At 59.4% G+C, this 12,303-nt stretch carries 10 protein-coding genes; 7 read left to right on the top strand and 3 right to left on the bottom strand.

Going from position 1 to position 12,303, the window contains the following annotated elements:
• Nucleotides 1-16: 16 nt before the first annotated feature.
• Nucleotides 17-1,348, top strand: a complete 1,332-nt coding sequence (locus LG31_RS0109935) for a D-serine ammonia-lyase (protein ID WP_033114312.1) — start codon at nucleotides 17-19, stop codon at nucleotides 1,346-1,348.
• 76 nt (nucleotides 1,349-1,424) lie between these two features.
• Here LG31_RS0109935 and icd read toward each other — a convergent pair whose 3' ends face one another.
• Together icd and LG31_RS0109925 are read right to left on the bottom strand one after the other, a co-directional pair.
• Entirely contained in the window at nucleotides 1,425-2,678 is a 1,254-nt protein-coding gene (icd, locus tag LG31_RS0109930; RefSeq protein ID WP_033114311.1) for an NADP-dependent isocitrate dehydrogenase, read from the bottom strand.
• Nucleotides 2,679-2,848: 170 nt separating this feature from the next.
• A complete protein-coding gene (locus LG31_RS0109925) occupies nucleotides 2,849-3,721 on the bottom strand; it encodes a helix-turn-helix transcriptional regulator (RefSeq protein WP_033114310.1) in 873 nt (290 codons plus the stop codon).
• Nucleotides 3,722-3,850: 129 nt separating this feature from the next.
• Between LG31_RS0109925 and manA the strand changes: the two genes are divergently transcribed.
• Both manA and LG31_RS0109915 read left to right on the top strand, forming a co-directional pair.
• Nucleotides 3,851-5,050 (top strand): mannose-6-phosphate isomerase, class I, encoded by a 1,200-nt coding sequence (manA, locus tag LG31_RS0109920; RefSeq protein ID WP_033114309.1) that lies wholly within the window; start codon nucleotides 3,851-3,853, stop codon nucleotides 5,048-5,050.
• Between the two features lie 269 nt (nucleotides 5,051-5,319).
• Nucleotides 5,320-5,817: a hypothetical protein gene (locus LG31_RS0109915; RefSeq protein ID WP_033114308.1), complete on the top strand. Its 498-nt coding sequence runs from the start codon at nucleotides 5,320-5,322 to the stop codon at nucleotides 5,815-5,817.
• Nucleotides 5,818-5,943: 126 nt separating this feature from the next.
• Here LG31_RS0109915 and LG31_RS21420 read toward each other — a convergent pair whose 3' ends face one another.
• Nucleotides 5,944-6,096: a hypothetical protein gene (locus tag LG31_RS21420; RefSeq protein WP_167334754.1), complete on the bottom strand. Its 153-nt coding sequence runs from the start codon at nucleotides 6,094-6,096 to the stop codon at nucleotides 5,944-5,946.
• Nucleotides 6,097-6,655: 559 nt separating this feature from the next.
• Here LG31_RS21420 and LG31_RS0109910 point away from each other — a divergent pair.
• From LG31_RS0109910 to tauA, 4 genes are all read left to right on the top strand, one after another.
• Nucleotides 6,656-8,551 (top strand): PTS fructose transporter subunit EIIC, encoded by a 1,896-nt coding sequence (locus LG31_RS0109910; RefSeq protein WP_033114307.1) that lies wholly within the window; start codon nucleotides 6,656-6,658, stop codon nucleotides 8,549-8,551.
• 240 nt (nucleotides 8,552-8,791) lie between these two features.
• Nucleotides 8,792-9,544, top strand: a complete 753-nt coding sequence (locus LG31_RS0109905) for a DNA/RNA non-specific endonuclease (protein ID WP_033114306.1) — start codon at nucleotides 8,792-8,794, stop codon at nucleotides 9,542-9,544.
• Between the two features lie 282 nt (nucleotides 9,545-9,826).
• Complete coding sequence (locus LG31_RS0109900; protein WP_033114305.1) at nucleotides 9,827-10,930, top strand: YdcF family protein; 1,104 nt, start codon at nucleotides 9,827-9,829, stop codon at nucleotides 10,928-10,930.
• A gap of 391 nt (nucleotides 10,931-11,321) precedes the next feature.
• A complete protein-coding gene (gene tauA, locus LG31_RS0109895) occupies nucleotides 11,322-12,296 on the top strand; it encodes a taurine ABC transporter substrate-binding protein (protein ID WP_033114304.1) in 975 nt (324 codons plus the stop codon).
• Nucleotides 12,297-12,303 lie beyond the last annotated feature (7 nt).

Genomic DNA, 12,303 nt, shown 5'->3' with positions numbered 1-12,303 from the left:
CAAGACCGAGAACACTATGAAAAACATCGATGTACAACAGCTCACAGCGCAATTTCCACTGGTGCAATCCCTGATCGCGCTTGAGCCAGTCACCTGGTTCAACCCCAACACCACCACTCTGGCTGCCGGTCTGCCCTATGTGGGGCTCGATAACAGCAATGTGGCGGACGCTTCCGCCCGCCTGACTCGCTTTGCTCCCTACATGTGCGAAGCCTTCCCCGAGACCCGCGCCAGCAACGGCATTCTTGAGTCCGACATCGCCGCTATTCCGGCGATGCAGCGCACCCTCAATGAGCGTTACGGTGTCGAAGTCACCGGCAAGTTGCTGCTGAAAAAAGATAGCCACCTGCCCATCTCCGGCTCCATCAAGGCGCGCGGCGGCATCTACGAGGTGCTGGCCCATGCCGAGCAGCTGGCCATCAAAGCCGGTCTGCTGCGAGAAGAGGATGACTACCGCAAGCTCTTTAGCGACGAGTTCCGCCAGTTCTTCAGCCAGTACAGCATCGCGGTGGGCTCCACCGGCAACCTTGGCATGTCCATCGGCATCATGAGCGCCAAGCTGGGGTTTACCGTCACCGTCCACATGTCGGCCGATGCGCGGGAGTGGAAGAAGCGCAAATTGCGCGAACATGGCGCCATCGTAGTCGAATACGCAGAAGATTACGGGGTTGCTGTGGAACAGGGGCGCAAAGAGGCTGAACGCGACCCCAACTGTTTCTTTATCGATGACGAGAACTCCCGCACCCTGTTCCTCGGCTACTCGGTGGCGGGCGAGCGGGTGAAAAAGCAGTTCGACCAGATGGGCATCAAGGTAGATGCCGAGCACCCGCTGTTCGTCTACCTGCCCTGCGGCGTCGGCGGCGGCCCGGGTGGGGTGGCCTTTGGTCTCAAGCTCGCGTTCGGTGACCATGTTCACTGCCTGTTTGCCGAACCGACCCACTCCCCCTGCATGCTGCTGGGGGTCCACACCGGGCTGCACGATGCCATTGCGGTGCAGGATCTGGGCATCGATAACCTCACCGCAGCCGATGGCCTCGCGGTAGGGCGCGCCTCGGGTTTCGTCGGCCGCGCCATGGAGCGGCTGCTGGCGGGCTTCTACACCCTGAGCGATCAGGAGATGTATGACCTGCTGGGACTACTGGCGCGCGATGAGCAGATCAAGCTGGAACCCTCTGCTCTAGCTGGCATGGCTGGCCCTTGGCGCGTAGCGGCCGATCCGGCATGGCAAACCTCGCAGGGACTGGACGCTGCAACCATGGCCCGCGCCACCCATCTGGTGTGGGCCACCGGCGGCGGCATGGTACCAGCCGAGGAGATGGCCAAGTATCTGGCAGCGGCCAACATCTGATCCTCTCCACTCACTCGAGATAAAAAAAACCGGCGCTCATGGCGCCGGTTTTGTCTTTTCTGGCAAGCAGAAGATATTACATCTGGTCGATCATGTCCTGAGCAAACTGGGAGCAGGAGCGCAGGGTGGCACCTTCCATCAGACGCTCGAAGTCATAGGTGACGGTCTTGTTGCGGATCGCCGCTTCCATCCCCTTGATGATGAGATCGGCCGCTTCGACCCAGCCCATGTGACGCAGCATCATCTCGGCGGAGAGGATGAGTGAGCCCGGGTTGACCTTGTCCTGACCGGCATATTTCGGCGCAGTACCGTGGGTCGCTTCGAACAGAGCCACACCGTCACCGATGTTGGCACCCGGTGCGATACCGATACCGCCCACCTGCGCGGCCAGCGCATCGGAGATGTAGTCACCGTTGAGGTTCATACAGGCGATGACGTCGTACTCGGCCGGACGCAGCAGGATCTGCTGCAGGAAGGCGTCGGCGATGACATCCTTGATGACGATGGTCTTGCCGGTTTTCGGGTTCTTGAAGGAGCACCATGGGCCGCCGTCGATCAGCTGGGCACCGTACTCGTTCTGGGCCAGAGCATAACCCCAATCCTTGAAGGCACCTTCGGTGAACTTCATGATGTTGCCCTTGTGCACCAGAGTCACGGAGTCGCGATCGTTGTCGATGGCATACTCGATGGCGGCACGCACCAGACGCTCGGTACCGGCCTTGGACATCGGCTTGATGCCGATCCCGCAGGACTCGGGGAAGCGAATTTTCTTCACGCCCATCTCGTTTTGCAGGAAGGCGATCACCTTGTTCGCTTCGGCGCTGTCGGCCTTCCACTCGATACCGGCGTAGATGTCTTCGGCGTTTTCACGGAAGATCACCATGTCGGTCAGGTCAGGACGTTTCACCGGGCTCGGGGTGCCGTCGTAGTAACGGACCGGGCGCAGGCAGATGTAGAGATCCAGCTCCTGACGCAGGGCTACGTTGAGAGAGCGGATACCGCCACCGACCGGAGTAGTCAGCGGGCCCTTGATGGCGACGCAGTATTCGCGAATGAAATCCAGGGTTTCGGCCGGCAGCCAGGCACCTTCACCATAGACATGAGTCGACTTCTCGCCGGTGTAGATCTCCATCCAGGCGATCTTACGTTCGCCCTTGTAAGCTTTCTCGACCGCAGCATTCACCACATTCAACATGGCCGGGGTTACGTCCACGCCGATGCCATCCCCTTCGATAAACGGAATGATCGGATGGTTGGGAACCTGCAGCTTGCCGCTGGCATCGACTGTGATTTTCTGGCCCTGGGTCGGGATAACTACTTTGCTTTCCATCGGCATCTCCTAACTTCCGTTTGTTATCAACTTGTTTGTTGCGCGCGGCCATCTTAGCCCATTCATTTTCATAATAAAATGGCGAGCTCGCATGTCAGACCAAAGAGGTAGAGCCCCGTTGGCAGTGGCGATTGCATCCCGGCAACGACCCTGTTTCGCCTCCCAAATTATCACGCCAGCTCATGACTCAGGCTCTGGGGCTGGCTCAGGGAGCGGTACTGGGTCGGGGTCAATCCCGTCTTCTGCTTAAACACCCGGCAGAAGTAGTTCACGTCGCTGTAACCGCAACGGCTCGCCACTTCCTCAAGGCGGAAGCGGTACTTTTTCAGCATGAATTTGGCCCGATCGATCCGTACCCAGCTGATGTAATCGGCAAGGCGCATATGGCCCTGCTCGCGAAACAGGTGCGAGAGGTGGCTGGCCGAGACGTTGAAGCGGTGGGCGATGGAGTCACGGGTGATGGAGCGGTGAAAATTTTCCTGGATATAGATGCAGATCCCGTGGAAGAGATCTGCCCCCCGCGGCCGATCGGTGGCAGAGGCGATCAGCAGCTGACGGGCGCTCGACAACAACGCCTGCAGCAGGTGGTCGTCGGTGGGAGAGCGACCGGGATCCTCGGCCAGCACGTTGAGCGCCGCCAGTATGTGTTCGATGACGTGGCCCGCCCGCGCCATGATGCTGTGCTTTTGCACATCGAAGAAATCGGGGTCTTCCCGTCGCTTGCTCACCAGACTGAAACCCAGCTGGCGCTTGCCAAAGAGCAGGCTTAGCACCGAGCAATCGGTGGTCCAGAGCGGCTTGTTCCAGCCGTTGGGGGGGATATAGAGCGCCTGTCCCGGCAACACGCTGATCTCCCGGATCCCCTCCTCCCTGTCCCAGATCTGGTTGAGATACTCGCCGCTGAACACCAGTTCGAGGCGGGGAAAATTGACCTGATAGCTGAAACCGGGGGGCACCCCCTGTTCACTGGCAAACCAGATTTGGTCAAATGGAACCTGTTCGCTCAGGGCTCCGTCGAGCAGTTGGCTGAAGATGAGAGACATGGTGATCCTGATCAAGAGAGAGGCAAGCGGTTGCGGCGCGCACGACCGCCCATGTTATAGTCCGGTCCACAGCAGCAATGCCACCCTTTTCTGCACCCGATTTTCTTCAAACTAGACGAGGCGTCCCTTATGAGCAGTAGCGATCTGCCCTCCTTTCTGTTGATGCAAAACCCGATTCAAGGCTATGACTGGGGCAGTCATGACTCCCTCACCACCCTGTTTGGCATTGCCAATCCGGAGGGCAAACCTCAGGCCGAGCTCTGGATGGGCGCCCACCCCAACGGCTGTTCCGACGTTGAGCTGGCGGGCCAGACCCAGAAGCTATCGACCCTGATTGAGCGCGCCCCTGCTGCCGTGCTGGGTGAGGCCACCCTCGCCCGTTTTGGCAGCCTGCCGTTCCTGTTCAAGGTGCTGTGCGCCGAGAAAGCTCTCTCCATTCAGGTGCACCCGAGCAAGGCTCAGGCCGAAGCGGGCTTTGCCAAAGAAGAGGCCGCAGGCATCGATGCCAAAGCCGCCAATCGCAACTACAAGGACCCGAACCACAAGCCCGAGCTGGTGTTTGCCCTCACCCCCTATCAGGCGATGAACGGTTTTCGCTCCATCCCGGCCATTCTGGAACTGTTCGAGCGAGTCAATCTGGCGGCCATCGCCGATCTGACCGCAGCCCTTGCCGCCAGCCAGAATGAAGCTGGCCTGCAGCACTTCTTCCACCAGCTGCTGGTACTGGAAGGGGCGCGCAAGGAGGAGGCGCTGGCGGGGCTGCTGGCCTTTGCTAGCGAGCATCAGGATGAGGAGACCTTTGCCCTCATCACCAGTCTGGCGGCCCAGTACCCGGGCGACGTCGGCCTCTTCTCGCCGCTGCTGCTGAACGTGGTGACCCTCAAACCCGGGCAGGCGATGTTCCTCGATGCCTGCACCCCGCACGCCTATGTGCGCGGCACGGGTCTCGAGATCATGGCCAACTCGGACAACGTGCTGCGTGCCGGGCTCACCCCCAAATACATCGATGTGGCAGAACTGCTGGACTGCACCCGCTGCCTGGCCAAGCCGGACGACCAGATCCTGCTTGCTCCCCATGTTGAAGGGGCGGTGCAGCACTTCGAGGTACCGGTCCCTGACTTCACCTTCAGCGTCTACCCGGCAGGCGAGCACCAGCTCACCACCGCCAGTGCCGAGATCCTGTTTGCCATCGATGCAACCGTGCTCCTCAAGCGCGGCGATGAGACGCTGCGTCTCGAGAAGGGCCAGTCCGCCTTTATCCCGGCCGCCACCGGCAGCTACCAGCTGCTGGCAGAAGGGCGAGTCGCTCGCGCCGGCAACCGCAGCTAAGGCGTAAACGCCATTACCGAATAAACGAAGGGGCCATCATTGATGGCCCTTTTTCTTGCGAATCAGTTCGTTGCGTAGTTTCCTGCCGAAAATAAGGCATCCATTCGGATGCGCCTTTTACTGCCAAAATTCTTGATGTGCGGCATAAATTCACCACATCCCTCTTTCCCTGCGCCCCTCGTTGACTATGATGCCCGTTTAACCACCACCTTTTTCCGGAGACCGCCATGACCCTTCCTCGTCAACCGGCACAGGTCAGGAACCACCCCATGAAAGCCGGCACTGCACTGCTGCTGGCACTGCTGGGCAACCCGGTTTATGCCGCTTGCGATGACGGCGTTGCCATCAAGCATGCCAAGGCGTTCTGGGAGCATCACCGGAACTTCTATTACACCGATCCGGCCAGGATCAAAGAGCTGCTAACCCCGGACTTTTTCAGTGTGCTGAGCCGCGAGGCCGAGTGCAATGCCGACGGGGAGGTGTGCGCCATTGATGCCGATCCCTGGACCAACGCGCAGGATGGCGATGTGGTCGAGCCCATCACCTTCAGGGTGACCAGCAGCAACGACAGCACGGTGGCCGTGACCATGCACTACCGTCTGGCGATGACAGATACCCGCCAAGAGCCGCAGGAGGTCACCCTCCAGCTGCAAAAATCGGGCGATCAACGCTGCTTTTTGCTCGACGACTTTATCCCCCCGGGAGAAGGTTCTCTGAAAAAGCAGTTGCAGCAGTGGCAATTGCAAAATGATGGCGGGCAGCAATAAATAACCCCGCAGTCCTTGCGGCCTGCGGGGTTTGGTTATTCGGGCTATCTCGCATGACGGTACCTGATAGATCGTAACGAGACATGGTAGGGAAGATACCGGCCACTCTCCTTTGGCCGCGACGGGCTAGAACTCAACCTCCTCCTCTTCCTGACAGTCACCGGAGCGCTCCTGCTGCAGTGCATCGACTCTCGCCTGCCACTTGTTGTGGGCTTGCTGCTGTAGCTGACGCTCCAGCTCCTGGCGCATGGTGTCGACCTCTTGGTCTAGTTTTTCCATCAGAATATCTCCTTGTTTTAGCGAGCCACACATGTTGAACGCGACTCAGGGCTGACGGCACTTGGCCAATGTATCACTTGTTTCGACAACCGGATCCCGCCAACTGCCCAATCAAATAAACGATTGCTTTTACCTGAACCAATCGAATATTTGGGCTGGTCATCACTCTCTCCTCCTCCCTTCGCCCCTCACTCTCGTCACTACATTGCTCAGAGTGCTCCTCACCCAAAGCCTGTTTTTTGCCGCCCTCTTCACATTTTTTGTGGCTGTACCACTCACACAAATCTCCATCTGCAGGATTGCAAGAATGGCGTAACCCAAACAGAGATCAATAATGAGCAGTAAATCAACTTATTGTTTATAAAGGATTTTACTTATTTTTCATGGTTAAACCTAACGATGTGCAAATTGCGAGCAGGGTCACAGGGCGGAGGATGTCACACAAAAATCCAGTAAACGGCACATTTGTCCGATTTCGACGAGGGGGCAACGGGAGAACAATATTCCAGTCAACCCAATCCCCACCCAGCGAGCTCAGGAACGGAGCCAGGAGAGTGCAATGTTACCCACCATAACCAACGGCAGACTTATCTGTCTGGAGCTGAAGGCCACCAGCAAGGAGGCCCTGTTCGACGAGATGGCACAGATGCTGGCGCGCGACGGTGCCGTATCTGACAAAGAGCAATTTGTCAAAGATGTCTGGGCCCGCGAGCAACTCGACTGCACCGGGTTCGAGCAGGGTGTGGCCCTGCCCCACGCCAAGAGCGCGGCAGTGAGCCGTCCCGCCATCGCCATCGGGATCAGCAAGCAAGGGATCGAGTATGGTGCCGAAGATGGCAAACCGACCCGGCTGATCTTCATGATCGCCTCCCCGGATGGTGGCGCCAACCACCACATCGAGGTGCTGGCCGAGCTCTCGACCCGTCTGCTGGAGCCGGGCTTTATCGAGCAGATGAAAGCGGCCACTACCGTCGAGCAAGCCCTGACCCTGCTCAAGCAAGGCCCGAAAATGGAAAAACCGGCGCCAGCCGCCAAACCAGCTGCCGCTGCTCCGGTTGAACCCACCGATCGCACCTTCAAGGATCGCCTCAACACCATGAAGCAGCACCTGCTGTTTGGTACTTCCCACATGATCCCCTTCATCGTGGCGGGCGGTGTGCTGCTCTCCCTGTCAGTGATGCTGAGCGGCAAGGGCGCCGTGCCGGAAGCGGGCTTCCTCAAGGATATGGCGACCATGGGTATCGCCGGCCTGACCCTGTTTACTGCCGTATTGGGCGGCTATATCGCCTACTCGCTGGCTGACAAACCGGGTCTGGCGCCTGGCATGATCGGCTCCTGGATTGCCGTGCAGCACTATCAGACCGGTTTTCTCGGCGCCATTCTGGTGGGCTTTATCGCCGGCTTTGTGGTCAATCAGCTCAAACGGATCAAGTTGCCGGACTCCATGAGTTCCCTTGGCTCCATCTTCATCTACCCGCTGATCGGTACCTTCCTGGTGTGCGGCATCGTGATGTGGGGGATCGGCGCCCCGATCGCCGCCATGATGGAAGGGATGAACCACTGGCTCTCCAGCATGGCGGGCTCAGGTAAAGTGATGCTGGGGGCCATCCTGGGTGGCATGACAGCCTTCGATATGGGCGGCCCGGTCAACAAGGTTGCTACCCTGTTTGCCCAGACTCAGGTCAACACCCAGCCCTGGCTGATGGGCGGCGTCGGTATCGCCATCTGTGTACCGCCGCTCGGGATGGCACTGGCCACTTTCATGTCCCCCAAGCGTTACAAGAAGGAAGAGCGTGAATCCGGCAAAGCAGCCGCCATCATGGGCATGATCGGTATCAGTGAAGGTGCCATCCCGTTCGCCGCCGCTGACCCCGTCCGCGTTATCCCGGCCATCGTGGCAGGCGGTATCGTCGGCAACATCACCGGCTTCATGATGCACAGCATCAACCACGCCCCCTGGGGTGGCTGGATTGTCCTGCCGGTGGTGGAAGGCAAGATGGGCTATATCCTCGGCACCATCCTCGGCGCCCTGACCACAGCCGTCATCGTCAACATTCTGAAAAAACCGGTAAGTGAAGAGGAAGAGGTCACCACCACAGATAGCGACTATCAGGTGATTGAAGCGGAAGGGGAAGCGGACGTATTGGCCATCACCGCCTGCCCCTCCGGCGTAGCCCACACCTTCCTCGCCGCCAAGAGTCTGCAGAAGGCCGCCGCCAAACAGGGGATCAAGATCAAGGTCGAGACCCAGGGCGCCAACGGCATCATCAACCGCATCACCGCCAAGGATGTCGCCAACGCCCGCTGCGTCATCTTCGCCCACGACGTGGCGATCAAGAACCGGGAGCGCTTCAGCGATATCGAGGTCATCGACGTGAAGACCAAAGAAGCGATCCACAACCCGGAAGCGCTGCTGGCCCGCACGCTGGCAGACAAGGGAGAGCAGGCGGCCTGAGACGACTGACCCTCGCCATCTTGTACCAAACAAGGGGCCCGCTGTGGGCCCCTTGTTTTTAGCTCCAATCAACTCTCCATCATCTCATGGTGAAAGACGTTGACTTAAAACACATTAGCCATCCACGCGACAGATCTTGGCGAGACGTCACAAATCCGGAAAGTGTCATCAAGCTGCAATTGAAGCTCCTTCGAGATGTGTATCAAATGATGCGGCCTACTAAACTGGAGCATCACAAAAATGATAAAAATCAATAAATTGGTTCTGGCTGTCACCCTCTCCCTCGGCACTGCACCGCTCTTTGCAGCGGACTTTGTCTGCGGGGAACACATGCGCTTTGGCACCCCCTCCGAAGCGGATCAGAAGCTGTGCCGCGACGGCTATGCCGCAGGCTACAACTACGACCACAAGGTCTCCGAGTGGGTGTCCTACCGGATGACCGCCCAGAGCGCACAGGGCAAGATCAAGCGCAAGGATGCCTTTGCCGAGGACAAGGAGGTGCCGGTCGCCTATCGCGCAACGCTGTCGGACTACAAGGGATCTGGCTACGACCGTGGCCATCAGGCTCCTGCGGCCGACATGGCCGCCACCGATATCACCATGAAGCAGAGCTTCCTGCTGACCAACATGACACCCCAGCTGCCAGCCCTCAACCAGAAGGCGTGGCGCATTCTGGAGGAGAAGGCACGTCAATGGGCTATCAGCCGCAAGGATGTGCAGGTCATCACCGGCCCCATCTTTACCGGCTCTGAAGAGTCCATCGGTCAGGGTGTGACGATCCCGAGCGCCTACTACAAGATCGTGATGGATCCGGCCAAACTGCAGGCCATCGCCTTTATCATGCCGCAACAGGATATTCCCGTTAGCAAGATCGCCGACTACCGGGTGTCGGTGCGTGAAGTGGAAGAGCAGACTCACCTCAACTTCTTCAGCGATATGCCCGAAGAGCAGCAGGAGACGCTGGAAGCACGTGTCTCCCCGATGTGGAACTAACTCGAAATTCGATAGATTGAGAATCAACCTATCCAGATAACAGATAGGTTGGGGAGCCAATGCTCCCGATGGCAGGGGGAAAACAGCGCCCCCTGCCCTTCTGGAAGAGCAGCCGGGAACGCGGTTCATCCCCCACGACTCGCCCCGACTCACAGTTTGACGCCCCGATAACTGCTATATTGCCCGCCTGTTTTGGTACTAACCGACTGAATTGACGCGACTTTGCTTGGCGCTGCCAACTGGCGGCGCGCAGTGGCAATCAGCCCGACCGAGGAATCTTCGATGAAACAGACCCTTCTCGCCCTGACGCTGAGCGGCCTGCTGGCTCTCTCCCCCCTCGCCCTGCAGGCGGCCGACAGCTCGATGCAGATAGAGAGCGACCTCAATACCCTGGTGAGCAAGCGCCAGGTGGTGGACATGCTGCTCGGCGAAGCGCAGCAGATCTACAAATCGCCGGCCAAGATCTCCCACGCCGGCTTCACCGCCAAGATGCCGAGCAACATGGAGCTGGTCACCAACCGGCTGCTGGCGGCCTACAAACTCGAACCCTATCGCACCGACCTGCTCATCTCGGCGGCCAATGCCCAGATCTACAACGGCAACCTGAGCCGCGCCATCACCTTGCTGGAGCAGGCGCAGGCCGTCGCCCCCGATGACCTCGACATCAACAGCTACCTCGCCATCTGGCAGCTGGTTAAAGGCAACAAGGAGGCGTCGCGCACCGCCCTGGCCAAGGTGGCGGATCGCAACGGCGGACGTGCCGCCAATCTGGACAAGATCATCGCAAGGGTGCAGCGGGTCACCACCATCGAACTGCAGACCGAGCTGACCGAGGATCAGATCAAGGCAAGCAAAGAGGGCAAGCGCGCCATCGTCACCCTCGGTTATGCCCTCAACCCCGACGGCACCATGGACCGGATCCTGCTGGGCAGGTTGCAGGCGACCCTCAAGCTCGCCAAGGCGGATCCCGATTCGCTCATCATCCTGACCGGCGGGGTACCGCAAAATCACCAGACCGAGGGCAAGCTGATGGCCGACTGGCTGGCCAATCACGGCATCGACCGCAGCCGCCTCATCGAGGAGAACTACGCCACCAGCACGGTGGAAAATGGTCTCTACAGCGCCTATGCCCTCGCCCGCCACCAGATCAACTACGCGGTGCTGGTGAGCTCCGCCAGCCATGTCCGCCGCGGTCAGGCGGTGCTCGAAACCGCCTGCGATCAGACTGGCCCGGCCGGGCTGCAGGTGGTGAGCGTCAGCTTCCCTGACAAACCGCTCGAAGATCTGGCGAGCGTGAGCCAGAGCGAGCTGCTCGGCATCTACCGCGACGTGCTGCGTACCTACGGCATGTGGAGCTACCGCTCGGCACCACTGATTGAGCGTTGATCAGCCGGGTTCACGCTGAACCATCCGTGATAAACCATAAAGCCCGCCACTCCGGCGGGTTTTAGCATTGCCACAAAATGGTTTTCGTTTTGCCGCCACCGCTCATTGTTCCGTATCCCTATCGCTCACAACCCCGTCTTTTGTCTGATCAGGCGAGGTGGCCATACCGCCATGTATCGGGTGGACAATCTCACCGCGAGGAACATATTCAGACGACATTTCTCACCTGACAGATATCGACTGCGATTATTGGGATATATAAATAAACGCATTGATTTACCGCTCTTTTTCTAAGAACCATTGCTCGCCACAACAATATTTTCGTTATTTCATTGTCAGGCCAATAAATGGGAAAACGGCTATTCCACACTCCAGATAACGGAATAGCATCATGATAGGAAAAGGATATTCTCTCTGGCTGACAGCCCTCGCCCTTCTCAGCCTGCAGGCCCACGCCGTCGAAGTGACTGTGGCCTACCAGACCTCGGCCGAGCCAGCCAAGGTGGCCCAGGCCGACAACACCTTTGCCCGCGACAGTGGCGCCAAGGTGAAGTGGCTCAAGTTTGACAGTGGTGCCAGCGTGGTGCGGGCGCTCGCTTCCGGCAACGTGCAGATCGGCAATATCGGATCCAGCCCGCTAGCGGTGGCCGCCAGCCAGCAGGTGCCGATCGAGGTGTTCCTGCTCGCCTCCAAACTCGGCAATTCGGAAGCGCTGGTCGTCAAGCCTGAGCTCGCCTCCCCCAAAGCGCTGGCTGGCAAACGCATCGCCGTGCCCTTTACCTCCACTACCCACTACAGCCTGCTGGTCGCCCTCAGACACTGGGGCGTGGATCCGGCCAGCCTGCAGATAGTCAATCTGCAGCCGCCCGCCATCATCGCTGCCTGGCAACGGGGTGACATAGATGGCGCCTATGTCTGGGCACCGGCCCTCAATGAACTGGCCCGGGAGGGCAAGGTGCTGACCGACTCGGCCCAGGTGGGTGAATGGGGCGCGCCCACCCTCGATGTGTGGGTGGTACGCAAGGAGTTTGCCAAGGCTCACCCCGAGGTGGTGCAGGCCTTCGTCGACAGCACGCTGGCAGCCCAGCGCGGCTATCTGGACAACCCGGCTGGCTGGCTGGCACAACCGGACAACCTCGCCAAGCTGGCAACTCTGAGCGGCGTCCCCGCCGCAGAGGTACCCGGGCTGGTCAAAGGCAACACCTACCTGACTGCCCGGCAGCAGAGCGACGAGCTCGCCGCGCTGGTGAACCGGACCATAGTGGACACAGCCCGCTTCCTCAAGGAGCAAGGCAAGGTACAGAGCGCCGGCAGCGATTACAGCCAGTACGTGACCGACCGTTTCGTCAAGGCCCAAGCCCGCTGAATGACCC

This window comes from Aeromonas lacus (assembly GCF_000764665.1).
GTDB classification, from domain to species: Bacteria; Pseudomonadota; Gammaproteobacteria; order Enterobacterales; family Aeromonadaceae; genus Aeromonas; species Aeromonas lacus.
This window is presented reverse-complemented; position numbering and strand designations above follow the sequence as displayed.

Coding starts and splice junctions, on each gene's coding strand:
- LG31_RS0109935 (WP_033114312.1), top strand. CDS start 17: ATGAAAAACATCGATGTACAACAGCTCACAGCGCAATTTCCACTGGTG.
- icd (WP_033114311.1), bottom strand. CDS start 2,678: ATGGAAAGCAAAGTAGTTATCCCGACCCAGGGCCAGAAAATCACAGTC.
- LG31_RS0109925 (WP_033114310.1), bottom strand. CDS start 3,721: ATGTCTCTCATCTTCAGCCAACTGCTCGACGGAGCCCTGAGCGAACAG.
- manA (WP_033114309.1), top strand. CDS start 3,851: ATGAGCAGTAGCGATCTGCCCTCCTTTCTGTTGATGCAAAACCCGATT.
- LG31_RS0109915 (WP_033114308.1), top strand. CDS start 5,320: ATGAAAGCCGGCACTGCACTGCTGCTGGCACTGCTGGGCAACCCGGTT.
- LG31_RS21420 (WP_167334754.1), bottom strand. CDS start 6,096: ATGGAAAAACTAGACCAAGAGGTCGACACCATGCGCCAGGAGCTGGAG.
- LG31_RS0109910 (WP_033114307.1), top strand. CDS start 6,656: ATGTTACCCACCATAACCAACGGCAGACTTATCTGTCTGGAGCTGAAG.
- LG31_RS0109905 (WP_033114306.1), top strand. CDS start 8,792: ATGATAAAAATCAATAAATTGGTTCTGGCTGTCACCCTCTCCCTCGGC.
- LG31_RS0109900 (WP_033114305.1), top strand. CDS start 9,827: ATGAAACAGACCCTTCTCGCCCTGACGCTGAGCGGCCTGCTGGCTCTC.
- tauA (WP_033114304.1), top strand. CDS start 11,322: ATGATAGGAAAAGGATATTCTCTCTGGCTGACAGCCCTCGCCCTTCTC.